The organism is Enterocloster aldenensis, assembly GCF_003434055.1.
GTDB lineage: Bacteria > Bacillota > Clostridia > Lachnospirales > Lachnospiraceae > Enterocloster > Enterocloster aldenensis.
This window is the reverse complement of sequence record NZ_QVEX01000029.1, coordinates 1-24,038: the sequence shown is the minus strand read 5'-3', so window position 1 is coordinate 24,038 and position 24,038 is coordinate 1. Positions and strand designations below refer to the sequence as shown.

At 49.2% G+C, this 24,038-nt stretch carries 23 protein-coding genes and 1 pseudogene; 4 read left to right on the top strand and 20 right to left on the bottom strand.

Going from position 1 to position 24,038, the window contains the following annotated elements:
* Positions 1–258: 258 nt before the first annotated feature.
* Positions 259–858 carry a biotin transporter BioY gene (locus tag DWX59_RS27530; RefSeq protein WP_117563346.1) on the bottom strand — a complete coding sequence of 200 codons (600 nt, stop codon included), beginning with the start codon at positions 856–858 and terminating at the stop codon, positions 259–261.
* A 550-nt stretch (positions 859–1,408) separates the two neighbouring features.
* Between DWX59_RS27530 and hpf the strand changes: the two genes are divergently transcribed.
* On the top strand, positions 1,409–1,939 hold the full coding sequence (gene hpf, locus DWX59_RS27525) for a ribosome hibernation-promoting factor, HPF/YfiA family (RefSeq protein WP_117563345.1): 531 nt from the start codon (positions 1,409–1,411) through the stop codon (positions 1,937–1,939).
* Between the two features lie 234 nt (positions 1,940–2,173).
* Here hpf and DWX59_RS27520 read toward each other — a convergent pair whose 3' ends face one another.
* Both DWX59_RS27520 and trxB read right to left on the bottom strand, forming a co-directional pair.
* The gene (locus DWX59_RS27520; RefSeq protein WP_117563344.1) at positions 2,174–3,667 is read right to left on the bottom strand and encodes a C40 family peptidase; all 1,494 of its coding nucleotides are present in this window, start codon (positions 3,665–3,667) and stop codon (positions 2,174–2,176) included.
* 15 nt (positions 3,668–3,682) lie between these two features.
* Positions 3,683–4,600: a thioredoxin-disulfide reductase gene (trxB, locus tag DWX59_RS27515; protein ID WP_117563343.1), complete on the bottom strand. Its 918-nt coding sequence runs from the start codon at positions 4,598–4,600 to the stop codon at positions 3,683–3,685.
* Between the two features lie 163 nt (positions 4,601–4,763).
* Here trxB and ymfI point away from each other — a divergent pair, with 163 nt between their 5' ends.
* Together ymfI and DWX59_RS27505 are read left to right on the top strand one after the other, a co-directional pair.
* Positions 4,764–5,495: an elongation factor P 5-aminopentanone reductase gene (gene ymfI / locus DWX59_RS27510; protein ID WP_117563342.1), complete on the top strand. Its 732-nt coding sequence runs from the start codon at positions 4,764–4,766 to the stop codon at positions 5,493–5,495.
* Positions 5,496–5,741: 246 nt separating this feature from the next.
* A complete protein-coding gene (locus DWX59_RS27505; protein ID WP_117563341.1) occupies positions 5,742–6,197 on the top strand; it encodes a hypothetical protein in 456 nt (151 codons plus the stop codon).
* A gap of 67 nt (positions 6,198–6,264) precedes the next feature.
* Here the strand turns inward: DWX59_RS27505 and DWX59_RS29530 are convergent, their stop codons facing one another.
* The 15 genes and pseudogenes from DWX59_RS29530 to DWX59_RS27435 all read right to left on the bottom strand — a co-directional run bounded on the left by DWX59_RS29530 (position 6,265) and on the right by DWX59_RS27435 (position 19,192).
* Positions 6,265–6,501, bottom strand: a complete 237-nt coding sequence (locus DWX59_RS29530) for a DUF6930 domain-containing protein (RefSeq protein ID WP_235845204.1) — start codon at positions 6,499–6,501, stop codon at positions 6,265–6,267.
* Between the two features lie 61 nt (positions 6,502–6,562).
* Positions 6,563–6,679 (bottom strand): annotated as a pseudogene (locus tag DWX59_RS30365) (DUF7309 domain-containing protein); the annotation flags it as partial.
* A 67-nt stretch (positions 6,680–6,746) separates the two neighbouring features.
* Positions 6,747–7,406 carry an HNH endonuclease family protein gene (locus tag DWX59_RS27495; protein ID WP_117563340.1) on the bottom strand — a complete coding sequence of 220 codons (660 nt, stop codon included), beginning with the start codon at positions 7,404–7,406 and terminating at the stop codon, positions 6,747–6,749.
* Entirely contained in the window at positions 7,406–8,659 is a 1,254-nt protein-coding gene (locus DWX59_RS27490) for an AAA family ATPase (protein WP_117563339.1), read from the bottom strand. The genes DWX59_RS27495 and DWX59_RS27490 overlap by 1 nt, the downstream gene beginning before the upstream one ends.
* 158 nt (positions 8,660–8,817) lie before the next feature.
* Positions 8,818–9,210 carry a 30S ribosomal protein S9 gene (rpsI, locus tag DWX59_RS27485; RefSeq protein ID WP_008726468.1) on the bottom strand — a complete coding sequence of 131 codons (393 nt, stop codon included), beginning with the start codon at positions 9,208–9,210 and terminating at the stop codon, positions 8,818–8,820.
* Positions 9,211–9,234: 24 nt separating this feature from the next.
* Positions 9,235–9,663, bottom strand: a complete 429-nt coding sequence (gene rplM, locus DWX59_RS27480; RefSeq protein ID WP_117563338.1) for a 50S ribosomal protein L13 — start codon at positions 9,661–9,663, stop codon at positions 9,235–9,237.
* Between the two features lie 214 nt (positions 9,664–9,877).
* Positions 9,878–10,633: a tRNA pseudouridine(38-40) synthase TruA gene (gene truA, locus DWX59_RS27475; protein ID WP_117563337.1), complete on the bottom strand. Its 756-nt coding sequence runs from the start codon at positions 10,631–10,633 to the stop codon at positions 9,878–9,880.
* A gap of 36 nt (positions 10,634–10,669) precedes the next feature.
* Positions 10,670–11,470 (bottom strand): energy-coupling factor transporter transmembrane component T family protein, encoded by an 801-nt coding sequence (locus DWX59_RS27470; RefSeq protein ID WP_117563336.1) that lies wholly within the window; start codon positions 11,468–11,470, stop codon positions 10,670–10,672.
* On the bottom strand, positions 11,463–12,365 hold the full coding sequence (locus DWX59_RS27465) for an energy-coupling factor transporter ATPase (RefSeq protein WP_117563335.1): 903 nt from the start codon (positions 12,363–12,365) through the stop codon (positions 11,463–11,465). Before DWX59_RS27465 ends, DWX59_RS27470 begins: the two co-directional genes overlap by 8 nt.
* 39 nt (positions 12,366–12,404) lie before the next feature.
* Positions 12,405–13,265 carry an energy-coupling factor transporter ATPase gene (locus tag DWX59_RS27460; RefSeq protein ID WP_117563334.1) on the bottom strand — a complete coding sequence of 287 codons (861 nt, stop codon included), beginning with the start codon at positions 13,263–13,265 and terminating at the stop codon, positions 12,405–12,407.
* A gap of 215 nt (positions 13,266–13,480) precedes the next feature.
* Positions 13,481–14,794, bottom strand: a complete 1,314-nt coding sequence (locus DWX59_RS27455; RefSeq protein WP_117563360.1) for an enolase C-terminal domain-like protein — start codon at positions 14,792–14,794, stop codon at positions 13,481–13,483.
* Between the two features lie 60 nt (positions 14,795–14,854).
* Positions 14,855–16,336: a tripartite tricarboxylate transporter permease gene (locus tag DWX59_RS27450; RefSeq protein ID WP_117563333.1), complete on the bottom strand. Its 1,482-nt coding sequence runs from the start codon at positions 16,334–16,336 to the stop codon at positions 14,855–14,857.
* Between the two features lie 15 nt (positions 16,337–16,351).
* Positions 16,352–16,750: a tripartite tricarboxylate transporter TctB family protein gene (locus DWX59_RS27445; RefSeq protein WP_117563332.1), complete on the bottom strand. Its 399-nt coding sequence runs from the start codon at positions 16,748–16,750 to the stop codon at positions 16,352–16,354.
* A 65-nt stretch (positions 16,751–16,815) separates the two neighbouring features.
* On the bottom strand, positions 16,816–17,823 hold the full coding sequence (locus tag DWX59_RS27440) for a type 2 periplasmic-binding domain-containing protein (protein WP_117563331.1): 1,008 nt from the start codon (positions 17,821–17,823) through the stop codon (positions 16,816–16,818).
* A gap of 40 nt (positions 17,824–17,863) precedes the next feature.
* On the bottom strand, positions 17,864–19,192 hold the full coding sequence (locus DWX59_RS27435) for an enolase C-terminal domain-like protein (protein ID WP_117563330.1): 1,329 nt from the start codon (positions 19,190–19,192) through the stop codon (positions 17,864–17,866).
* A 195-nt stretch (positions 19,193–19,387) separates the two neighbouring features.
* On the opposite strand from DWX59_RS27435, the gene DWX59_RS27430 reads away from it, so the two are divergent.
* Positions 19,388–20,320, top strand: a complete 933-nt coding sequence (locus DWX59_RS27430) for a LysR family transcriptional regulator (RefSeq protein ID WP_117563329.1) — start codon at positions 19,388–19,390, stop codon at positions 20,318–20,320.
* A gap of 132 nt (positions 20,321–20,452) precedes the next feature.
* Here the strand turns inward: DWX59_RS27430 and DWX59_RS27425 are convergent, their stop codons facing one another.
* Both DWX59_RS27425 and DWX59_RS27420 read right to left on the bottom strand, forming a co-directional pair.
* Positions 20,453–22,402, bottom strand: coding sequence for a sensor domain-containing diguanylate cyclase (locus DWX59_RS27425; RefSeq protein WP_117563328.1), 1,950 nt, complete (start codon positions 22,400–22,402; stop codon positions 20,453–20,455).
* Positions 22,395–23,819 (bottom strand): extracellular solute-binding protein, encoded by a 1,425-nt coding sequence (locus DWX59_RS27420; RefSeq protein ID WP_117563327.1) that lies wholly within the window; start codon positions 23,817–23,819, stop codon positions 22,395–22,397. Before DWX59_RS27420 ends, DWX59_RS27425 begins: the two co-directional genes overlap by 8 nt.
* Positions 23,820–24,038 lie beyond the last annotated feature (219 nt).

The window sequence follows — 24,038 nt, the reverse complement described above, 5'->3', positions numbered from 1 at the left end:
CCTGCTGCGGATGTTCCGTATAAAATCCTGCAAATACTACGCCTATGATACAATCTTACTTATTGTAGCACTTGGAGCAGATTAATTCAACGGGTTAATGAAAAATTAACATTTTGGACATAAAATCAACGGTTTTACAGGGTTTTCCGGCTTATACGCGTCCAAAAACACCATACAAAAGGTCTGATTCCGGACGTTCCTGCATATAAATAAGAACGGGTCCGGTCATTGGCATGATTCCCGGTACCCGTTCTTCCATTACCCTAGTATCTGCGACACAACAGGCCGCAGCCTCCCTGCCACCATGATGGCAAGCACACACAGCACACCGTCCGGAAACATGGTGGGCAGGCAGTAAACCGCAAATATGGCTCCCCATCCAACCGTGTTTGGCGTTACCACAATCCAGTGAGTTATAAAATAAAAATAGAGAATACCCATTCCATAATAAATCACATACCCAACCGTTGCCGCAAATATCCATGTACCTGGTTTGGAGGAATGCATCCACTCACAGATTTTCCCCATGGCATATGCTGCCAATGCAAAACCAAGCAAAAAGCCGAAGGTGGGACGGAGCAGATAGGCCGGTCCGCCTCCCCGGGCAAAAACAGGGATTCCCATAAGTCCAATCAGCAGATAGGTGGACACACTTAGGAACGCCCTCTTTGACCCCAGCAACAGTCCTGCCAGCAGTACAAAAAACCACTGAAGGGTAAAATTCATGCTGTCAGCGCCCACCGGTATCACAATTTTTATAAATGCGCCAACTGCTATCAATGCAGAAAACAGCCCGCACACCGTTAAATCCTTTGCCTTTTCCCGTCTCCCTGCCATAACCCTGCTTTCATAATTCATCTTTCTTTCTCCTCTGTCTCATTGTCAGGCAATACCTATAAACATTATTCTACTGCTTTTTTTTCATTTAAACAACCATCTTTCACCATTCGCCCCACTTTTTTGCCTCACTTATGGTCAACCAAGCACATTGCACAAAAAATGTGTTCGATTTTTTACCTGTCCACATTATCCCCAGAAGTTTATGCACACTACCCACAAAGTTATCCACATCCCAGTTTGTCCATTTTAAGGCAAAAAATAGTTATACACTGACTTATCCACATTATCCACAAGTTTATAAGCTTTGGCCTTCAAACTTTACCCAGGCTTAACAGAAATTTTATTTTTGTACACTTCTGATAAACTTTCATATTTCGGAAGAAAATACATGTTTTTCTATTGACATTTTAAGGCCGTTCCTATTGATGATTCAATGGTTATCCCCCTGATTCAAAGATTATTTTTATAAAAAATTAAGATAAATTGTTAGGCAATTCATAGGTTCTGATTGTAATTTTATACTAAATATGTTATAATGTCACTATCTCAAGAAAAGGAGTTGATGATTATGCGTTATACCATAACAGGACGAAATATTGAGGTAACTCCAGGTTTGAAGGCTGCTGTTGAAAAGAAGATAGGCAAGCTGGAACATTTCTTCACTCCGGACACCGAAGTAATCGTAGCGCTGAGCGCGCAGAAGGACAGGCAGAAGATTGAAGTAACAATCCCGGTTAAGGGCAATACCATCCGTGCAGAAGAATCCAGTACAGACATGTACGTATCCATCGATCTGGTGGAGGAGGTTATTGAACGCCAGATCCGGAGATATAGAAAGAAACTGATTGACAAGAAACAGGCGGCAGTCTCTTTCTCACAGGCATTTATAGAGGAAGAGGACGAAGTACAGGACGATGAAATCCAGATTGTCAAGACCAAGAAGTTTGCCATTAAGCCAACCATTCCCGAGGAAGCATGCCTGCAGATGGAGATGCTGGGCCACAGCTTCTATGTATTCCTAAACGCAGATACGGACCAGGTCAATGTTGTTTACAAACGCAAGAACGGAACCTATGGCCTTATTGAACCGGAATTCTAGCCATATAAGATGATGTAAGGATTTTTCCTTCAAATAAGGACAAGACTGCAGCCAGTACATACTGGCTGCATTTTTTATACGGACACCCATGGAACAGGGGACAATCCCCGTGATAGCAGCATTCAGGAAAAAGAAGGCATTAAAAAGGACCATGCACCGTAAAATCCATGCATGATCCCTTTTATCTGTTGGCAGATCTGTCAATCCATCCAATCTTTATGTATTAACCATACCCTAATCCAGGAATGTAACTGCCTTACATGGCGTCCTGTAATTAGAAGGCGCTATGCAGATGCCTGTTGCCGGAGTGCTGGAATGTATAATCTGGCCGCCTCCTATATAAATGGCCACATGGTTGATATAATCACCGCTGGCATAGAACAGAAGGTCGCCCGGCTTGACATCGCTTACAGGAATCGCCTTGCCCCTGGCCGCCTGGTCCCTGGAGCTTCTTCCCGTACTGATACCGAAATGGGCGAATACGCTCTGGGTAAACCCGGAACAGTCCGCACCGCTTGTAAGGCTTGTCCCTCCGTACACATATGGATTGCCTAGGAACTGCTTGGCGTATGCCACCACAGCGTTCCTGGTGGCTGATGCCACCTCTGAGGAAGGGCTGCCCCCGCTTCCAGGTCCCTTGGACTGGCTTCCCTCTGTCTCCTTCTTGGTTGTGGGCGCTGCCACCGTAACATCCTTTCCATTCTCCGGATTGGCTGCAATGGTCTGGATTACCGGGTCCGTGGGCTTGTTTTCCTCTTTCTTTGGCGCCGCAGTGGTTGGCGCTTCCGTGGTCTTCTCTGCCTTTGTGGAAGCTGCAGTGGTCTTTTTCTCAGATTCTTTCTTCTTAGCGTCTTCCAGGGCCTTCAGGGCTTTTTCAGCCTCCTCTTTACGCTTAGCCTCCTCAGCCTCCTTGGCCTTCTCCTCTTCCACGGACACTGCCTTATTAAATTCCACGCTGGTCTTCATATACTCCTTAAATACATATCCTTCCAGGTCCGAATCCACGGAGACCTTTAAGAAGTCCCCCTCTTCTCCCGTAACCACATAATGGGCTCCTTCAGAGAGAAGGGTCAGTGTCTTGCCCTCCAGGTCAGGGGTATCCCGCAGACGCAGGCTGGGCGTGCCCACAATGGTACCGTACGTGGTCCCCACCTGCCTGGCCTTTGCCTCTGCCTGCTCCCCTGTCACAAAATATTCTGCCTTTATGTAGCCGGTAACGGAACCGGACTGTATCTTATACCACTTGCCGCCCTCCCCATCCACAGTACCCAGGATGGTTGCCGCTGAATCGTTGTATATCTTGCCTGCAACGCCGCTGTTGGTATTGGCGTCGGTCCTGATGTTTACGGACCCATTGACCTTGGAGACAGCAATATTATCGTATGGGGATGATTTGGGCTTCGCCGCCTTGGTCTCCTTGGGCGGGGCTTCCGTCTGTGCATCCGTCCCGGTTCCTGAATCCGAAGAAGCCGAACCCTTACCCGAAGACGCACCTTTATTGCTGCCAGAACCACTTCCCTGATTCTTTGCAGATCTGTTTTCCATGTCTGAATAGATGGTCGCCAGCTGCTTTTCAGGCTCCGTGTTGCCGGCATAGAAATTGTTCAGCGCCACGGAGATGCCTGCAAGGGAAGAACCGGTCTCCAGATTGGTGGATGCCAGGGCAGGCGCTGCAAACGCACAGCTGCACAGGCCGCTGACAGCCAGTATTCTCTTCCACTTCCTCATTCGCCCTGCAACCCCCTAATTCTCTATCAGGTACCGTTCCACGCTGGTAACTGCATTGGCGCCGTCCGCTGCTGCCGTAATGATCTGGCGAAGGGGCTTGGTCCGCACATCCCCGGCCGCAAAGATGCCCGGAACAGAGGTCACCCCGTCTTCACCGGCCCTGATGTATCCGTGGTCCATGTCCACAATCCCCTCAAAGGCTTTGCTCTCCGGTGAAATGCCTACAGCGATAAATACGCCCTGGACATCCAGGTCCGTCTTGGCCCCGGTTTTTACATTGGTTACGGACAGGCTCCTGACCATGCCGTCCCCATTGATGCAGTCAGCCACCGTATCCCAGATTACTTCCACATTTTCAAGACCAAGGAGGGTCTCCTGAAGGCTCTTGGCAGCCCTCAGCTCATTCCTTCTGTGAATCAGGTACACCTTGCTGCACATGCGGGCCAGGAAGATTGCATCCTCCACAGCCACATCCCCGCCTCCAATGACAGCGGTTACCTTGTTGCGGAAAAATGCCCCGTCGCAGGTTGCGCAGTAGGAGACTCCCATGCCGGCCAGCTCCTCCTCGCCAGGTATGCCCAGCTTCCGGTGGACAGCCCCGGTGGCAAGTATCAGGGCCCTGGATTCATAGGTCTCATGCTCACATACCACCCGTTTGATCTTACCCTGATCCTCAATCCTTACCACATCATCCTCTGCAAAGGCAGCGCCCAACTGGTCCGCATGTTCCCTGAACTTTAACCCCAGGTCATATCCGCCAATCCCGGGCAGGCCGGGATAATTATCCACTTCATAGGTCGTAAGGACCTGGCCTCCGCTGACCATTGCCTTCTCAATTACCAGTGTATCAAGTCTTGCCCTCTGGGCATAGACGGCTGCGGCAAGTCCTGCCGGTCCTGAGCCGATGATAACCAAATCATAAATATGTTCCATATCCTTACCTTTTCCTTATCTGAGTTTCATTATTTTAGTATTTTGGCCGATTTATAATTATTATATCACAGATATTTAACTTATTACAATTCAATTTCTTACAATTATAGTAAGGATGTGATAAAATATAAATACAGTGATGACAGAAAGGATGTGTGTCTATATGCCACGTAAAACAGTACTGGTCACCGGGGCATCCCGGGGCATCGGAAAGGCTATCGCAGTCAAATTCGCTAAAAAGGGCTATAACATAGCCATCAGCTGCGTCCACAGGGAAGACAGGCTCTTACAGACCCAGAAAGAAATTGAAGGCTTCCAGGTACCCTGCCTTGCTTATAAGGGTGATATGGGTAACATGCAGTGCTGCGAAGAACTGTTCGGAAAAATAAAGACCCGGTTCGGGGGCATTGATGTGCTGGTGAACAATGCCGGCATTTCCTATATAGGACTTTTGCAGGATATGTCTTCCCAGGACTGGGAAAGGATGCTCTGCACCAACCTGACCTCGGTATTCAACTGCTGCAAGCTTTCCATTCCCTATATGCTGCAGCAGAAACAGGGCAAAATCATTAACATCTCCTCTGTATGGGGCGTGGTGGGAGCGTCCTGTGAAACGGCATATTCAGCCACCAAAGGCGGTATTAACGCCTTTACCAGGGCATTGGCCAAGGAACTGGCCCCCAGCAACATACAGGTAAATGCAGTGGCCTGCGGCGCCATTGACACGGAGATGAACCAGTGGATGGAGGAGGACGAGCTCATTTCCCTGGTAGAGGGAATCCCCTCAGGAAGACTTGGAAAGGCAGAAGAAGTTGCCGACCTGGTATACCATCTTGGATATAAGGAATCCTACCTTACAGGCCAGGTCATCGGGCTGGACGGCGGTTGGATCTAGTGCAGAGCTGCAATAACACCTTAAGTAATAGTGCTCCATCCAGCCAGCAACCATGGTGACGGCTCTAGTATTCAATTATTTATGCAATACTGTATTTAGAGGTTTTACTGATTTTAACATTGTTACTTTAAATTTCCATTTTCCTTACAAATCCATTAACTGTATTGACCTTGGAGCAACTCCAGGGTGTAGAATCCAGCTATTGAAAGCAATACATTTAATAGATTCTGCAAGGAGGGAATTTTCATGAGAAAGAAATATTTGGCAACAGCTGCCCTGACCCTGGCTCTGGCAGCAGGAAGCGCCATGACATCATTTGCAGCCGGTTTTGTAAGCACATCACAGGGAATGAAATACCAGTGGGGTTCCGGCGACTACTGCACCAACAACTGGGTCAACTATAAGAACCACTGGTTTTTCTTTGGCGCCGACCAAATCATGAGGACCGGTTGGATTCAGAAAGACGGGACATGGTATTATGCGGCCGATACAGGCGAGCTTCAGGGCGGCCTGATGAAAATTAATGGCAATGTCTATTATTTTGACAACAACAGCCTGAAGCTGCAGACCGGCAACCGCACCATTAACGGCAGCTCCCATGAATTTACTGAGAACGGAACCACCGACGGCGGTCCATACGTCTACACAGAATGGAACAGTAACGGCACAATCAGACGCGGTACCAAATTCGGGGTACGTTAATAGATTGCATCATCACACAACCAAAAATACCTCTGTGGCCTTTCACCAGGCCCAGGGGTATTTTTATTCATCCGGTAAACCGTCCCATCTCCTTCCTGAACCCATCCAGGCCAGACAGGCGTTTTACCCTTCTAAGTCTGATTTCAGCTGATTCACAGATGTGTTCAAGAACCGACTCCACTATCACATTGGTAACCCGTATTTCCTTTGGGGCTCCGTGTTCCATGATAAAACCTACAATATTCTCTGCCAGGGCTGCCCTTGGGTCCTCCTCCGGACCCAGCATATCTGCTTTTAGGATCATACCCGACACAGCCTCCCCCTCTTCCAAGAACACTGAAAAATACGGTATCCTCCTCTTTCCCTTCCTGAATCCCAATCAAATCCATGTCCCAGAAATGCTCCCATGGTTTAAGTTCCTTAATTATAGTGGCAGCCTGGTATAAATCCTTCCACTCCTGTATGGACGCTTCTTTTCGCATTGTAATTCCTCCGGACCTGCCTTATACTTACGCAGTTATTGATAAGTCAATATTAATACATCTGATACTATAGGACATACTCAGATAACTCCGGAAAAACATCCAGCCGCTCCCTGACATAATGCCGTTTGAACCCGGCAAATGGCATTTCCTTTTTCAGCAGTGCCTGTAATGTCCGCATAATCTGTTTGGATTCAGGTTTCTCTGCGTGCGCTTCCAATTTTGTGTACAAAACATTCATCTCTTCCTGTAATGCCCTTAAACGCATTTCACTTTTGTATATACGCATCCCTGTATTTCTCATATTAAATACTTCTTCCACAAGCCGGGCAGCCAACCCGGCTTCAGGGTCTTCCTGATTTTTGGGAATGACTGAGACATTATCCTCTCTTAGGTCAAAGATAATGGCTTCTTCCGGATTCCTTTTGCAACAGTCTAATATACCGTCATCATACTTACTTTGGTTTTTTACACCATTACAATGTCCGCATGCCCAGAAAAGATTATCCCAATCAAATTCCCTTTCCTTATATCTGCCATTCTTATGGGGAAGCAGATGCTCTATCTGCGGGTCCTGCAATTCCTTCATTTCACAAATATAGCATTTGTTATGAAAATCACGTTTCAGCCTTTCTACCACATCGGGTTGAGCGTAGCTTCCATTAATTTTCGCAGCCTCCTTTAATAATGACTCCGGCGCCGGATAACTGCGTTCTATCTTTACCATTATAATAAATCCTCCCGGCTTTCGAAATCTAATTTTAAACCTTTATACTCGGTTGATATATTTAAAGCCAGATAATCCGGTATTTCATCTAAAAACATTTCCAATTTAGCAATCTCAGCAATATCTTCATCGGAAAGATTCTTCTTTCTCACCAGCATTTTGTATCTTTCATACTTTTCCCTTAACATAGCGGACATCTTATCCACATTAAAATATCCCTCAACAATTCCATCATAAGGCACATCTGTTAAGCCATCCTCCACCAGCAGATGGTTTTCCAAATCATAAATCACCACATTCTCCAGACTGTTCAAAATAAATGGAGAATGGGTCGAAACAATAAACTGTATATTGGGAAATATAGTTGTCAATAAATCCAGAATCCTCTTCTGCAATTCCAGATGGAGGTGGGTCTCAATTTCATCAATGAGGACAATTCCCGGCATTTCGAATTTAAAGCTTCTGCCGGTCCGCTTTTCCATACGGATGATAATATCAACAATGATATCCAAAACCGCTGCATATCCACTGGAAAGGCTGTTAAAGTCAAAGGGTTCCTTACCTGTTTCACAAATCGTAAATTGAAAGGTATCTTCATCAAAGTTCAGCTTTAAGGAGCCATCTTCAAAAATCCTGCCTAATAGATCCTCGAATTTATTAAACCAGGTCTTGATTACATCGGCCTTTTCTGTCTTACCTCCCGTTGCCGCCAGAGCCTGGGTCATCTTTAAATCCAGCAGATATTTAACAAAATCCTGGCGTGGCGTATCAGAAATTGAATAGTATTCCTTCAATTCCACCTTTTCTACATGTCTTGGAATCTCAGTGCGGAATATACGGTCGGCTTTATAATAGGCAATGATATATCCGCCGGCCTCATACATACTGCGTATCTCATTCAATGGATAATTCAATTGCATATCGATTCCTTGCTTTGCCCGTTCTATCCTTAGCTTAAAATGCTCTATGCGTTTCCTTATATCTGCAATTTCATTACCGGATTTTCCATTTTTAATCTGATATTCCAGATTATCTATATCTTGATTTAAATAATCTTGCGCTTCCACAGGGTCATTGGTTGTAGATACCGCATTCAAAAATCCTGCCATGGCATCCAAAACACTGGTTTTACCGCTTCCATTCCTTCCGGTAAATATCAGATGCTTCATTCTGTCTTTGGACAATGGAATGCGGATATCCTCCAAATGCCGGACCTTCTCTATTGTCAAAGCTGAAATAAATAATTGGTTCACTGTTCCCTCCTTAAAATATCAGTGTACTCCCGGAATCGCCTGGTGCTCAGGATTACGAGATGATTTTTGCCAGCCTTTTCATCCATCATACCACAAAAAAACCTCCCAGGGAATCCCCTGGAAGGTTTTGTCCTGCCATATTCTGTCCTGAAACGTGATTAACGCTTGGAGAACTGTGGTGCACGACGTGCAGCCTTTAAGCCGTACTTCTTTCTTTCTTTCATTCTTGGGTCCCTTGTTAAGAAACCAGCTTTCTTCAGAACCGGCCTGAAGTCAGCGTCTGCCTGAAGAAGGGCCCTGGAGATGCCGTGACGGATTGCGCCGGCCTGTCCTGTTGTGCCGCCGCCGCGGACATTAACCTGTACATCGAATTTGTCAGTGGTCTCAGTTGCAACTAAAGGCTGACGTACGATTACTTTTAAAGTCTCAAGACCAAGATACTCATCGATATCTCTCTTGTTGATTGTAACCTTACCTGTACCTGGTACTAAATATACTCTGGCGATGGATTTTTTTCTTCTGCCTGTTCCATAAAATTTTGCGTTAGCCATGATACTTTCTTCCTCCAATCCTCATTAAAATGTTAAAACTTCTGGTTTCTGTGCTGCCTGCTCATGGTCTGGGCCTGCATATACATGAAGCTTTGTAAACATGCTTCTTCCCAGAGGTCCCTTTGGAAGCATACCCTTTACTGCTAACTCTATTACCCTTTCAGGCTTCTTAGCCATCATCTCACGCAGGGTGGTCTCTCTCATGCCGCCTACGTAATCAGAATGGTTGTAATAAATCTTCTGATCCAGCTTCTTGCCGGTAACCTTAATCTGATCTGCGTTTACAACGATTACATAATCGCCGCAGTCCATGTGTGGTGTGAAAATCGGTTTATTCTTTCCTCTTAAAACCTTTGCTATCTCGGAAGATAAACGTCCTAATGTATATCCTGTAGCATCAACTACGTACCATTTTCTTTCAATTGTCGCTGGACTAGCCATAAAACTCTTCATTGGTTAACCTCCTGTTAATCTCAATCTTGTTATACGCCTGACATCCAACGGATGCCCGCTATATGCATGATAAATATGGGAAGTATTTATCTACAAATACTCACTCCGGGGCTTTGGACGAGTATTCTCTGCTAATGTCACAGTTTTATATTATATAATATACTTCCACGGATGTCAACCACTTAATCAGGAAAAAATGACGTAAAATCGTGGTTTACGGCAATGGTCCATCATCGTACTCCATCCGGATCAGCGTCAGCCCCCTGGCCGGCGCCGTGGGACCCGCAGCCCTTCTGTCCCGGGCCTCCAATATGCCTTCCATGTCTTCAGGCGCCATCTGTCCCATGCCCACTGCCATCAGGGTGCCTGCGATGATGCGCACCATGTTGTACAGGAAGCCGCTGCCTGTCACGCGGATACGGATCATATCCTCCTCGTCCCGCTTTACCTCTATGCTGTAGATGGTCCGCACCGTGTCCGTAACCTGGGTCCTCACGCTGCAGAAGCTTTTAAAATCATGCTCTCCGGTGAGCAGTCCTGCTGCCTGGCGCATTTTATCCAGGTCCAGGTTAAAGTAGCAGAAATGAGAGTAAAAGCGCTGCATGGGCATCTCAATCCTGCGGTTTAAAATCCTGTATTCATATGTCTTGAGACATCTGCATTTTCGCGGATGCCAGTCAGAGGCCACTTCCTCGGATGACTGCACCCTTATATCCTCCGGCAGCCGCTGGTTCAGCGCCATGCATATCCTGTCCGCAGGCATACGGTGGCTGGTGTCGAACACGGCCACATTCCCCCTGGCATGGACGCCGGAATCCGTGCGGCTGGCCCCGATGACCTGTACCGGTTCTCCCAAAAGGCTGGTAAGGGCCTCATTTAGCTTGGATTCTATGGTTACTTTCCCGGGCTGTATCTGCCACCCGTGATAATGGGTGCCGTCATAGGCAACCACAATGCGCACTCGCTTCATGGGTTCTTTTTCCTTCCGTCTTCCATTCCTTCGGCTTTACAGGTAAACCCTTGCCGCAATCATTACCACCAGATACAGGGCAAATATCATATATGCATCATGGTCCGCCTGCCCGTACTTAAGGGGCTTCATCTTGGTCCGCCCTTCCCCGCCCCTGTAACAGCGGGCTTCCATGGCCATGGCCAGGTCCGTTGCCCTGCGGAAGGCGGATATGAATAAGGGCACCAGGAGGGGCACCATGGCCTTGGCCTTCTGGATCAGGTTTCCTGTGTCAAAATCAGCTCCCCTGGCCATCTGGGCCTTCATGATTTTGTCCGTCTCCTCCACCAGGATTGGAATGAACCTGAGGGCAATGGACATCATCATTGAAACCTCGTGTACAGGAACATTTACCCGGTTCAGGAAACCCAGCCCCTTTTCCAGTCCGTCCGTCAGCTGGTTCGGCGTGGTGGTCAGGGTCATGAGGGAAGAGCCGATCACAAGGTAAACAAGCCTTACTCCCATGAAAAAGGCAAGGCGCAGTCCCTCTGTTGTAATCTTGAAGATCCATAGTCTGGCAAGGACATGGCCGTCTGTCAGGAACAGATTAAAGCTCACGCTGATTACCAGAAGGATCATGATTGCCTTCAGGCCCCTGACAATAAAACGGAACGGCACCTTTGTAATCTTAATGGCAGCTGCCAGTACCGCGGTTGCAATCACATATCCCCAGATATTATCTGCAATGAACAGGGATGCAATAAATACCATGGTGCCAAAAAGCTTGGTCCTGGGGTCCAGCCTGTGGACCACGGAATCGACCGGGTAATATTGTCCCAATGTAATTTCTCTAAACATCTTTATCCCTGCTGCTTTCTGTTAATTTACTTCCTCCGGCCCCTGACGCGACCGTCCACTGCGCCAGGATTGCTTGCCTGGCCTCATTTACCGTGGTGATATCCCCGTCAATCCGGACGCCCTTTTCCTTCAGGTCATGGACCAGATAGGTAATCTGCGGCGCAGCCAGGCCGATTGCCTCCAGCTCCCTGTAATGACGGAACACTTCCTTTGGCGTACCGTCATACACCTTCTGTCCGTGGTTCATCACAATCAGCCGGTCCGCGTACCTGGCCACATCCTCCATGCTGTGGGATACCAGGATGATGGTCATGCCCCGCTCCCTGTGGAGATGGTCTATCTGGTCCAGGATTTCATCCCGTCCCCTTGGGTCCAGTCCCGCCGTGGGCTCATCCAGGATCAGCACCTCCGGTTCCATGGCCAGCACCCCTGCAATTGCCACGCGGCGCTTCTGTCCTCCGGATAGTTCAAATGGGGACTGTTTATAATAGGAAGCATCCAGTCCCACCAGCTCAAGCGCTTTTTTGGCCCGGGCCTCTGCCTCTTCCTTATCAAGTCCCTGGTTCTTAGGCCCAAAACATACGTCGGACATGACATCCACCTCAAACAGCTGGTGTTCAGGGTACTGGAACACCAGCCCCACCTTGCTCCGCAGTTTCTTCATATCATAACCGCTGTCATAGATGTTCTCCCCGTTATAATAGAGCTGACCTGCGCTGGCCCTGATAAGTCCGTTCAGATGCTGTATCAGTGTGGACTTCCCCGAACCCGTATGTCCGATCAGTCCGACAAACTCCCCGTCCTGTATCTCCAGGTTCACATCAAACAAGGCGTGCTGCTCAAAGGCCGTGCCGCCGCCATATACAAAATTCAAATCAACTGCTTTAATTGACATCTGTTCTCTCCTTAACAACGCAGCAAGGCTTCTGTGTCCTTAACCCTTTTTCAGAAGCGGCTCCAGTTCCCTTACCAGCTGCTCCCTGGTCAGGATCCCGTCGGACAGCGGCATTCCGGCTTCCTTCAGCTCGTAGGCCAGTTCTGTTACCTGAGGCACGTCCAGCCCATAGGCTTTCAGTTCCTTTACCCTGGAAAATATCTCCGCAGGTTTCCCATCCATCACAATCCTGCCCCCGTCCATCACGATGATCCGGTCCGCATCAATTGCCTCTTCCATATAATGGGTAATCAGAAGGACCGTAATCCCCTCTGCCCGGTTCAGTTCATGGACCGTCTTAATGACCTCCCTGCGGCCATTGGGGTCCAGCATGGCAGTTGGCTCGTCCAGGATGATGCATTCCGGCTTCATGGCCATGACGCCTGCTATGGCCACCCTCTGCTTCTGTCCGCCTGACAGCTTGCCCGGGGACTGCAGCCGGTATGCGGTCATGCCAACCGCCTTCAGGCTTTCCTCCACCCGCTTCCATATCTCCTCTGTGGGGACGCCGATGTTTTCCGGGCCAAAACCCACATCCTCCTCCACAATATTGCCGATGATCTGGTTGTCCGGATTCTGGAACACCATTCCGGCTGTTTTGCGCACATCCCAGATGTGTTCCTCGTCCTTTGTATCCATATCCCCCACCCACACCGTACCATCAGTGGGCATGAGGAGTCCGTTTATATGCTTTGCAAAGGTGGACTTGCCGGAACCATTATGTCCCAGGACAGCCACAAAGCCGCCCTTTTCTATATCCACATCCAAACCGTCAATGGCCCGGTTCACTTCTTCTATATTCTCTTCCTCATCGCGCCTGATATACTCATAGACCAGTCTGGCTGCTTTTATGATTCCCATATGTTTACCCTAGCTTCCATGTATTGTTTACGTTTTTCAATTGTAGATGAAAATACTATAGAAGTCAAGTATGGCACATAAATATAGAAGGTATTGCATCCCCGGCGCTAAAACCAGCCAGGGACACAATACCTTCTGTCTTTTACGTTATCTGCATCTGCACATTCCATGCCTTCCGCTTTTACGCGTTCCGGCAGCCGTGCCTTATCCGTTTCCTACCTTACCATACACGGCTTCTTATGGTCAAACTTCCAGCCAGGGATCAGGTACTGCATCGCCATGGCGTCATTCCGGTCCCCGTAAGGAAGGGTGCGGTAAAGTTCATTTGCCTTCATCACCGCGTCCATGTCAACCTCAATGCCCAGCCCGGGTTCCCTGCGGATTTCAATGACGCCGTTCCTGATTTCCATGGGGTTCTTTGTCAGGTACTGTCCGTCCTGATATACATAGTGGGTATCCAGCGCAGTGATATTGCCCGGTGCGGCGGCCGCGCTGTGCGCAAAGATAGCCAGGGAAATATCAAAGTGGTTATTGGAGTGGGAACCCCAGGTCAGGCCCCAGTCATTTAACACCTGGCCCATGCGCACAGAACCGCTCATGGTCCAGAAATGCGGGTCTGCCAGCACAATATCCACCGCTGTCTGGCTGGCCGCGTGGTAGAACTGGCGCCAGTCCGTTGCAATCATATTGGTTGCCACCTGGATGCCGGTTGCATTTTTAAACTCCCTCATGATTTCACGGCCTGAGAAGCCTCTTTCCTCACCGCAGGGATCCTCAATATAGGTAAGGATATCCTTCATGCCCCTGCAGTATTCAATTGCCTGTTCCAGGGTCCAGGCCCCATTTGGGTCGATATTGATCCTGGCATCCGGAAAGTCCTTCTTAAGTTCCCGGACCGTCTCCATCTCCTCCCAGCCGTTCAGGACGCCGCCCTTCAGCTTGAAATCCTTAAATCCATACCGTTCTTTCATGGCATGGGCATTTTCCACGATACGGTCCGTGGTCATGGCCGGCCTCCTTCTGAGACTGAACCATCTGTCATGGGAACCGCTCTCATCCAGGTATGCCATGTCTGTCTTAGTGTAGTCCTGGCAGTAGAACAGGTATCCCAGGATCACCACCTCATCCCTCTGCTGTCCATCCCCCAGAAGCTCGCACACAGGCAGTCCCAGGAACTTGCCCATCAGGTCCAGCAGGGCGCATTCCACTGCCGTCTCCGCGTGCACCACGAATTTCAGGTTGCTCAGGTCCAGCTTCTGAAGCCCCTGACCGTCATTGCCGCCCGGGACATATCCATTGTTCCTGATGCTGCTTATGATACTCTTATATTCACCGATTGTCTTTCCCACCACAAGGGGGATATAGCTCTCAAGGATTTTTGTTATATCATCCCCGCCATGGACCTCGCCGATTCCCGTGCTGCCGGAATTATCCGTGATAATGACGATATTCCTGGTGAACAAGGGCCCATGGGCCCCGCTCAGGGATAAAAGCATGCTGTCATATCCGGCACAGGGAATGACCTTCATATCTGTTATTACAGGTGTCTTGCTCAACACTTCTTACCTCCGCCTTGCAGGCCATAACACTTAAGCCTTGTTCTGCGCCTCTATTTTTTTTGTTCTCTTGTTGTCAAAATAAGCATAGGCCAGTGAAATCAAAATCAGGACCCAGATTATATTGCCGATTGGACGGTTGAAAAATGCCGCAAAGCTGCCTTCGGAAGATTTCAGTACGTCAATGAAATATTTTTCAAAATCATCTCCCAGTATAAAACCGATCAGGAAGGGCGCTGCCGGTATGCCTGTCTTGCTGAATACAAAGCCCACAATTCCGAACAGCAGGAGGGTCCATACGTCAAACATGTTGCCGTTGCGGATTGCATAGGAGCCAACCACGCACATAAGGATGACAACCGGATACAGGCGGTTTTTCGGAATGTTGATAATCTTTGCTATGTACTTGATGGGATAGAACATTACTATGAACATGATGATGTTGCATACCACAAGGCCAATCAGGATATCCCTCCACAAATCCGGGTTCTGGGTGATGAACAGGGGCCCTACCTGGATGCCCTGCAAAAGGAATGCGCCGACCAGCACTGCCGTCGTACTGTCGCCGGGAATCCCCAGGGACAGAAGCGGTATCAGGGCGCCGCCTGTCAGTGCGTTGTTGGCTGCCTCAGATGCCACCAGACCATCCACACAGCCTTTGCCGAACTCATCCGGATGCTTGGAGAAGTTCTTGGCCTGTGAATAGGACAGCAGGGATGCGGCGGAACCTCCCACGCCTGGAAGGATTCCCATAAATGTCCCGATGGCAGCGGAACGGATTGTATTGACCCCCTGGCCCTTAAAATCGGAAAAGGAAAACTTCCTGCCTCCGCCCTTAATGCCGCCTTCCATCTTGGGGTTCCGTTTCATTCCGGCCTCTGCTTCCTCAAGGATCTGGGAAAGGGCGAACAGTCCGATAAGCACCGGAAGCAGCTGGAAACCGCTTCCCAGTTCCACGGTCAGGAACGAGGGCACCATACGAAGCTGCTGGTTGTCAAAAAATCTTCCAATCAGCGTGACCAGGACTCCTAAGAATCCGGCAAACACGCCTTTTGTCATAGAACCCTTGGAAAGGGCCGCAATGACCGTCATGGCGAATACAATGATCAGGAACTTCTCAACCGCTGAGAACTTAATGGCCAGCTTGGCCAGGGGCGGTGTGAAGAAGAACAGGGCCAGCAGGGAAATAAGCCCGCCGATCAGGGACACCGTGATGCCGATCTTAAGCGCCCTCTCACCTTCTCCCCTGGCAGCCATGGGATGGCCGTCAAAGCCGGTTGTGATGGAGGACGGGGTCCCCGGGATATTAATCAGGATGGCCGGCACAAGACCTCCGCTGATACCACCCACATAAAGCCCCAGAAGAAGGCAGAGCGCCTGCCCCAGGTCCAGTGAGTAGGTAAGCGGCAGGAATACCGCGATTGCCATGGTTGCCGTCATACCGGGAAGCGCCCCGAAGATAATACCGATTACCACTCCGAGGAACGACATTAAAATATTCATGATCCCAAACATTATCGAAACCTCCTTTTATGGTAATGTGATGCGGAACAATACTCCGAAAATAAGCCAGATGAAAACAGAAAAACCAACTGAAATGACGCCGGATGTAATCATGCTCTTCTTTGTCCTCTCATTGTCAAACAGGACATTGAATATGAAGATGCTGATGATGCTTGCCGGAAGGAATGTAAGGAATTCCATCAGGTAAATGTACGCAACAAAGGTCAATATGCCGCCAAGCAGCTTCACCTTATCCCATCCTGGCCGGAAGAAGCGGTAATTCTTTAATTGAATGAAAGGGGTTCCTGTCTTCCTGCAATGGATCAGCCTCTGAATCCCTATGATAACCAGGAGAACCACCAGAATCCCCATCACGATCCTGGGCATGACCCAGTGGGACGTTGAATTTATAATCTTAAGCTTCACAAGCTTTCCCTCCTTAATTGAAACCGGGCTGTCTCCAGCCCGGCCTTACTTGCTGCGCAACACTATTACTGGGTCAGGTAGTCAAAATCCGGACACGCTTCAATCAGCTGTGTCATCTCTGTCCTCTTGTTATAGATAAAGTCTTTTGCAGCAGAGGAATCCAGATACGCGCCCCTGTAATTCAGCTTGGCCATATCAGACTTGAAGCTTTCATTCTCACATACTTTGGCTGCCGCCGCATCCACTGCCTTTGCAAAATCAGCGTCAATATTCTGTGGGTAATATACAAGGAAATCCTTGGACAGTGCAAATGGCTCACCGTTAAATGTAATTCCCTGCTCCGCATAGGTCGGGGCATCTACAGCGCCCTCAATCTCATCCAGAAGGCCCACGCACTTCATGGCCAGCTGCTTGTCATCCACGCCCACATACTGCTGGATGCCATAGTAGTCATCAAAGATAATGTCCACATTGCCGTCCCATAACATCTGACGTTTCTCAGAGGTAACGCCTGCAGCGATTACACGGAGCTGGTCGGCAACTTCCTGTCCGTAGTTGTCCAGTACCCAGTTGTAGTATGCCAGGTAGCACAAGGTTGATACGGAACCGTTCTCACAGGCCACACGGATCTCAGCGTCCGGATTTGCCTTTAAATACTCAGCAGCCTCCACCAGTGTGTTGTACGGCGCGTCTGCCTTAGCAGCAAAGCAGCAGCCCGGGTTCTGGGCCACCCTTGGTCCCACGGTAATATTCTCAAGGGCGTATTCCTCGCCGTATGTACCGAATACAACTCCCAGATACATCATGTCATGGAAGATTGCGATGGTATCGCCTTTGCCCTTGTCGTTGCGGATGATTTCAAACATTTCCGCAGCGCCCACCGGGTCAACCTTTGCATCCCAGCCCATTTCTTCTGCCAGATAACGTGTCACGGTATCAGCTATCAGATAACTGTCACCGCTGGTGGATGAGGAACCGATTACCACACGTACGGATTTCTTTCTGTTGCATCCCGCCAGGCATGTAACCGCCATTGCCAGCACCAATAACATACACAATACTCTTCTCTTCATTACTCATTCTCCTTTTTATATATTCTTCAGGTCCCTTCTGTTATCTTACCAGGCAGGGGCGCTTTGAATCAAACTTCCATCCCGGGATCAGGTACTGCATGCCCATGGCGTCGTTCCGGGCTCCCAGGCAGTTCTCAAGGTATATCTGGTTTGCTTTCTTAACCTGTTCCATGTCAACCTCAACCCCAAGTCCGGGTTTCTTAGGAACAGCCACGCAGCCGTCCACGATCTGAAGGGGTTCCCTGGTCAGGCGCTCAAGGCCTTCCTGCCAGATCCAGTGGGTATCCAGGGCATTGTACTCACCTGGTACGGCTGCTCCCACCTGTGTGAACATGGCCAGGGAAATGTCAAAGTGGTTGTTGGAATGTGAACCCCAGGTATATCCAAAATCATGGCACAGCTGTCCGACCCTTACGGAACCGGCCATGGTCCAGAAGTGGGGGTCTGCCAGGATGATGTCCACTGCCTGTGACTCCAGGGAATGTCCTACCTCCCTCCAGTCTGTTGCAATCATGTTGGTGGCGGTGGGGAAACCGGTGCGGCGGCGGAACTCGCTCATGATTTCACGCCCCGAGTAAACGCCCTCTGCCCCGCATGGGTCCTCGCAGTAAGTGAGGATTCCCTGCATTCCCTTTACATACTCCACTGCCTGTTCAAGAAGCCAGCCTCCGTTGGGATCCAGGTCAATCCTGGCATTGGGGAATTCCTTTTTCAGGGCGCGGATCACATCCATCTCCTCATTGCCCGCAAGGACGCCGCCCTTTAACTTGAAATCCTCAAATCCATACTTTTCCTTTGTTGCCTTTGCAAATGCAACAATCTTATCAGCCGTAAGGGCTTCCTCATGGCGGATTCTGTACCATTCGCAGTCCGAATCCGGTTCAGATACATAAGGAAGGTCTGTTTTGTTCCTGTCTCCCACGAAGAAGAGGTAACCCAGCATACGCACCTTGTCCCTCTGCTGTCCTTCCCCTAAAAGCTCGCACACGGGAACGCCCAGGTGCTTGCCCAGAAGGTCCAGGCTTGGCGCCTCAATCGCAGTCAGTACATGGACGCCGGTGCGCAGGTCAAAGGTCTGGTTTCCCCTTACATCCTCTTCCCCCTTTGCATCCAGGTATTTCTTCACTTTCAGCAGCGTGCTCTTATACTCAGCCACCTTTGTGCCCACCACAAGAGGGATACACTCTTCCAGGGCCTTTGTGATTTTCTGTCCTCCCGGAACCTCTCCCACACCTGTCTCGCCATTATCAGCATACAGGACAACCACGTTCCTGGTAAAATACGGTGCATGGGCCCCGCTGAGGTTCAGCTCCATACAATCCTGACCAGCTACCGGCCACACTTCCATTTTAGTAATTGTTGGCGACATTCTCTTTACCTCCCAGCAAAAATATATGTGTTATTTTAAACTGCCTTTGATTTTTAACAAGAACTAAACCGTCATTTTGTAATTTGTTCTTGTCTTTTTTACATCTTTATTGTATAAAATATATAGGACTAAGTCAAATTACTAGTTTCGATTTTAACACTAAGTAAAACTTAGTCATTCAGGGAGGGCAGACACATGGATTTAAAACAATTGGAATACATCGTGAAAATAGCAGATGAAAACAGCATAACGCGGGCAGCGGAACGCCTTTATATCTCCCAGTCCGGCCTGAACCAGCAGCTGTTGAAGCTGGAAAACGAACTGGGCATCCAGCTGTTCCACCGCAGCAAGAATGACCTGAGGCTTACAGAAGCAGGGAAGGTCTATGTGAAGTATGCGCGGCAGATCCTTATGCTGAAGCAGGAAGCCTACGACATACTGAATGATATGGCGGACAATAAGGTGGGACGGCTGTCCGTGGGCCTGACGCCTGAGCGCGGCATCAGCATGCTTATGAGCATTTACCCGAAGTTCTACCAGCAGTTCCCCCACATCACCATAGAACCTCAGGAAATCGGTGTAAAGACACAGCAGTCCATGATCTCCAAGGGATATCTGGACCTGGGCTTTGTGACGCTCAGCGAGAAAGACAAGACCAATGATGAGTACGTCCATATATACTATGAGAATATCCTTCTGGCCGTGCCCCGTTCCCATCCCCTGGCAAAGCATGCCAACCCGCCGGGCCAGCCCTTTGCCACCGCGGACCTGAGGGATTTTAAGGACCAGCAGTTCGTGCTCATGTTTAAAAGTTCCACGCTGCGCACTGTCATCGACCCTCTGTTTGAGGAAGCCGGCTTCATGCCCCGGATCCTGTTCGAGACATCCAGCAACCTGACCCTGTGCAACATGGTGAAGAACCGGATGGCCTGTTCCCTGATTACCCATAACTACGCCAAGGAGCAGCAGGACGTGGCTTATTTCTATCTTCCCTCCCGCCCCTTCTGGGAATTGTGCGCAACCTACAAAAAAGGCCATTACCTCACAAAGGCCGGCAAAACCTTCATCGAACTGGCCATTGAACATTACCACGCAGCTGCCCTGCAGAACAACCAGAGCGTGGTGTGACGCTGGCCCAGGGCCGGACCAGGGCGGTAAACCACGAAGCAGCGCACTCCCCTTTCCCATAAACAGCAATGCAAATAAATAAAGGTGGGAACATGGAACATACCTTCTTCCTTATTCCCGCCTTTTATCTTATTACTGCTTCATTTCCCTTTTATTCGAATACATATCGGCATCCGCCCTGGACAACGTGTTATCCAGTCCTGCGTCCATTCCCGGATCATAAAATGCAATTCCGGCCGCAACGGACGCATCAAAACTGCAGCCGCGGCTGTACTCCTCCATCCCAACCGCCAGGACCTTTAATCCTTCCCTGGCCTCATCCGGCCATACATCGGTCAGTATGACGGCAAACTCATCCCCGCCAATGCGGAATACATGTCCGGTGGGAAATGCTTTCCTGATGCATCCTGCAGCTGCACAGATGTACTCATCCCCCTTATCATGGCCAAATACGTCATTGACCCCTTTCAGGTCATTGAGGTCGCACATGACCAGCGCAACCGACCGGTACTCATCCCGGCGCGCCCCCATCTGTATCATGGTCTCCCCAAAAGCCATCCTGTTCTTAACTCCGGTAAGTCCATCCCAGTCACGCTCCTTCCTCAGGGCCTTTGTCTGGAGGACTTCATCTGTCACATCCTCAACCACGCATCGGATTGGGCTGCCTGATGTTTTCCGGGCAATTTTAATCCAGCGGTTTTCCCCCTTGTCATGCATCCTGAAAACGCCCTCCTCACTGGACTCAGAGGATTCAAGCTCTTTTAGGAATGCGCACATCATATCCTTATCCCGGCTGAATTTCCGTTCCTGCTCCCTGGTAAGGTTCAGCAGCCTGGGAACCTGGCTGGTCATGTAAACCCGTTTGGAATGAGGCCGCATCTCAAAAGCCCCCACAGGAAGCCCTGCCAGTTCAATCAGTTTGGCATGACGCGTAAACCACTGGCTGGTGATGATGGCTGTAATGAAACCAATTATCAGTGACAGCAGGAATGAATAGCTGAGGATCCTCCCTATCTTTTCAGGGAACTGGTGAAGGTCCGGGCCTTCCATTAATCCTATGAGGAACCACTCCTCTCCTTCAAAGGGAGTGTTGTGGTAGTACATGCCCATGGGATTAAGGCAGGCATATACTTCCCCGCTGCTTTTGTGATTCAAAAGCCTGTAAATGGATTTTTCCTGATCCACCCCCGCAAGTTCCAGGGGCATACCCTCCTGAAGCATCCGTCTCTGCATGGCGCCATGGGTGACAGCAGCCTTTATATCCCCTTCCCCATCCCTGATTCCTATGATATATCCATAAGAATCCGATGTCTGCAGGTCCGAGGCGGGAAGGAAGCGGTACAGATAATTTACAGATATCTCTACCCCGAATATGGCCTTTACCTTCCCGTCCGCCCCAAACAACGGTGTGGAGTAGGTAATCACATCCTCGTCCTGGGGATTTACCTGGAAGGGGCTGCTCCAATACCCAAGCCACTTTGATTTTCCATGATTCAGGGCCGCCTCATAGGGCTTATACACAAAATCCCGGTTGGATTCATTCATATTCAGGCGGAAGCTCCAGTTGGCGGTGGTGGCAATCTCCAGTTTTTCCGCCACATTCCAAGGCCCTACCAGCATATAGAGATTGGAGTTCTCCCGGCTGCTCCTGTCCGGGTTGTTATTGCGCAAGTATAATGCGGGCAACGCGCCGTCCCCTTCCCTTCCCTGGTCAGGCATCACCAGGAATACCCCGGTTGTCTTAACACGGAATAAGGTGTCAATCACCATGGGCGCCAGCTCTTCCAGCATCGCATCCGCGTTTTCGGGAGCCCCCTCCTGTTCCATTATTTCAAAATATTGGCTGATCTGCTCTGCATCATAATCCAGGTTGGTCCAGATATTCTTCATCTGGTTTTCCAGATTATCACTGCGCCCATTGACCTTTTCAGCAAATATGCTGTATTGGTTTGCCTTTGCCTGCTTTAGGACACCTCCTGAAATCATCAGGGACGCCAGGAGGATGCTCTGGAAAACCGCAAAGAAAATAAACACCACAGCCAGTTTAAATGCAATTGAACCGCTTACATTCCTCTTACCCATCTGTTCTACCAGCCATTTCTCTCATGAGGCTTTCATACCACTCTTTAAAGTTCTCCTCCCCCAGAAGCCCTGCCTCCGCCTTTTCACGGCTCCCGCCATCTTCCGCCAGGCGGTTCAGCTCGTGGAGGTCCAGGGCAGTCTTATGCTCCAGGGAAGAGGTAAATATCTGGTTCATATCATAGGACCCCTCAAAAGGCTTCCGGATGTAGAATTCCCGTTCCCTCATGGCTTCCAGTTCTGTTTCTATACTGTGTTCCACCATTTCTGCATTTTCAGCTTCGCCCATCTCTTTTAAAAGGGTGTCCACTGATTCCAGGGCAGCTGTCTTTACAGGAAGATACCCGGTGGATACCGCAAACCGGATATTCTGCCCTGGCTGCGTAAACCACTTAAGGAACTGGGCCGAGGCATATTCATGGACATGGTCTGATTCAAATACAGCCATATTGGCGCCCCTCTGTGTCATATAGGGGGTTTTACCGCGGAATGTGGGATAAGGTAAGCTTGCACATTCAATGGGGTAGGAGTTATCCTCGTCCTCTATCACTTCCCTTGGAAAGAACCCGGCGCCTGCCGAGGAACCGATGTAAGCCATCAGCCTGCCGCTTTTAATCCCATCCTGGTTATATACCCTGCTCTCAAACCAGCCGCGTATATGGGGGACATAGTAGGCATCCCAGGCTTTCCGGGCAGTCTCCTCAGGATAGAAGAACCCCGCCTTTCCATCTGTTTCCCGGTATACCTGTGTGCCCATCTGGGCCGCTGTCAGGACGGCATAATCATTATATGAATTCATTCCCAGGAACGGGCTGCCTCCCGACCACTCATAATACATACCGGCCGCCTCAATCAGGCCTTCCCAGGTATACAGCATTTCATCCGAAGCACCTGTCTCCCTGGAAAATTTATCCCAATCCGTCTTATTCAGATATAAAAGTTCCGTGGACTTTGATACCGGTATCATCTTGCAGGACGCATCATCCCATATCCCCTCTTCCAGGAACTCCGGCCTGTACTCCTTAAGCTCATCTTCCGTAAAATAATCATCCATATTGACCAGCGGCGCGATTTTGTCCAGCCGGTACGCATTATCCGGATAGGATGCAAATATGTCCGGCAATGGTTCCGAGCCGATTACATGGTTGGCAGATGCATAAAGCACGTCTTCCAGCTCTTCACTGGAACCATAACCCACCGCATCCACAATAATCCCCTGTTCCATTCCAACTGTCTCATTAAATTCCATGACCAGTTCATCAAACTGTGCCTTTGCAACTGCATTATATGCATGCCATACCGTGATGACCGTAGGCGACTTGGCATCCAGTCCTCTTTTATCCTTGTCCCCGCAGCCTGACAGGCAAAATACCGCGGTCAACAAAATAATTGCCGCAGCCATATAATTCCATTTTTTCATTGTATTCCCCTGCTCCAATACAAAACCGTCAGAAAATAAATTACATTTATTTTCAGTATACACGATTGATAACCGGGTGTCTATTTGATTTTCTTATATATAGTATGGATAAAATATGTAATAAATCCGGATAATCCGGTATGTCTGAATCATTTATGCAAAAAAGGCATGAAAAAACGGTTCTATACTGAATGTTGGGGTGTACTGAAAAGCACACTT

What these genes read in the sequence shown, in the direction of transcription:
- DWX59_RS27430 (WP_117563329.1), top strand. Translation starts at nt 19,388, where the DNA reads ATGGATTTAAAACAATTGGAATACATCGTGAAAATAGCAGATGAAAAC.
- truA (WP_117563337.1), bottom strand. Translation starts at nt 10,633, where the DNA reads ATGAAGCGAGTGCGCATTGTGGTTGCCTATGACGGCACCCATTATCAC.
- DWX59_RS27435 (WP_117563330.1), bottom strand. Translation starts at nt 19,192, where the DNA reads ATGTCGCCAACAATTACTAAAATGGAAGTGTGGCCGGTAGCTGGTCAG.
- DWX59_RS27505 (WP_117563341.1), top strand. Translation starts at nt 5,742, where the DNA reads ATGAGAAAGAAATATTTGGCAACAGCTGCCCTGACCCTGGCTCTGGCA.
- hpf (WP_117563345.1), top strand. Translation starts at nt 1,409, where the DNA reads ATGCGTTATACCATAACAGGACGAAATATTGAGGTAACTCCAGGTTTG.
- DWX59_RS27470 (WP_117563336.1), bottom strand. Translation starts at nt 11,470, where the DNA reads ATGTTTAGAGAAATTACATTGGGACAATATTACCCGGTCGATTCCGTG.
- rplM (WP_117563338.1), bottom strand. Translation starts at nt 9,663, where the DNA reads ATGAAGAGTTTTATGGCTAGTCCAGCGACAATTGAAAGAAAATGGTAC.
- trxB (WP_117563343.1), bottom strand. Translation starts at nt 4,600, where the DNA reads ATGGAACATATTTATGATTTGGTTATCATCGGCTCAGGACCGGCAGGA.
- DWX59_RS27520 (WP_117563344.1), bottom strand. Translation starts at nt 3,667, where the DNA reads ATGAGGAAGTGGAAGAGAATACTGGCTGTCAGCGGCCTGTGCAGCTGT.
- DWX59_RS27420 (WP_117563327.1), bottom strand. Translation starts at nt 23,819, where the DNA reads ATGAAAAAATGGAATTATATGGCTGCGGCAATTATTTTGTTGACCGCG.
- DWX59_RS29530 (WP_235845204.1), bottom strand. Translation starts at nt 6,501, where the DNA reads ATGATCCTAAAAGCAGATATGCTGGGTCCGGAGGAGGACCCAAGGGCA.
- DWX59_RS27530 (WP_117563346.1), bottom strand. Translation starts at nt 858, where the DNA reads ATGAATTATGAAAGCAGGGTTATGGCAGGGAGACGGGAAAAGGCAAAG.
- DWX59_RS27425 (WP_117563328.1), bottom strand. Translation starts at nt 22,402, where the DNA reads ATGGGTAAGAGGAATGTAAGCGGTTCAATTGCATTTAAACTGGCTGTG.
- ymfI (WP_117563342.1), top strand. Translation starts at nt 4,764, where the DNA reads ATGCCACGTAAAACAGTACTGGTCACCGGGGCATCCCGGGGCATCGGA.
- DWX59_RS27440 (WP_117563331.1), bottom strand. Translation starts at nt 17,823, where the DNA reads ATGAAGAGAAGAGTATTGTGTATGTTATTGGTGCTGGCAATGGCGGTT.
- rpsI (WP_008726468.1), bottom strand. Translation starts at nt 9,210, where the DNA reads ATGGCTAACGCAAAATTTTATGGAACAGGCAGAAGAAAAAAATCCATC.
- DWX59_RS27455 (WP_117563360.1), bottom strand. Translation starts at nt 14,794, where the DNA reads ATGAAGGTCATTCCCTGTGCCGGATATGACAGCATGCTTTTATCCCTG.
- DWX59_RS27460 (WP_117563334.1), bottom strand. Translation starts at nt 13,265, where the DNA reads ATGGGAATCATAAAAGCAGCCAGACTGGTCTATGAGTATATCAGGCGC.
- DWX59_RS27495 (WP_117563340.1), bottom strand. Translation starts at nt 7,406, where the DNA reads ATGGTAAAGATAGAACGCAGTTATCCGGCGCCGGAGTCATTATTAAAG.
- DWX59_RS27465 (WP_117563335.1), bottom strand. Translation starts at nt 12,365, where the DNA reads ATGTCAATTAAAGCAGTTGATTTGAATTTTGTATATGGCGGCGGCACG.
- DWX59_RS27450 (WP_117563333.1), bottom strand. Translation starts at nt 16,336, where the DNA reads ATGTTTGGGATCATGAATATTTTAATGTCGTTCCTCGGAGTGGTAATC.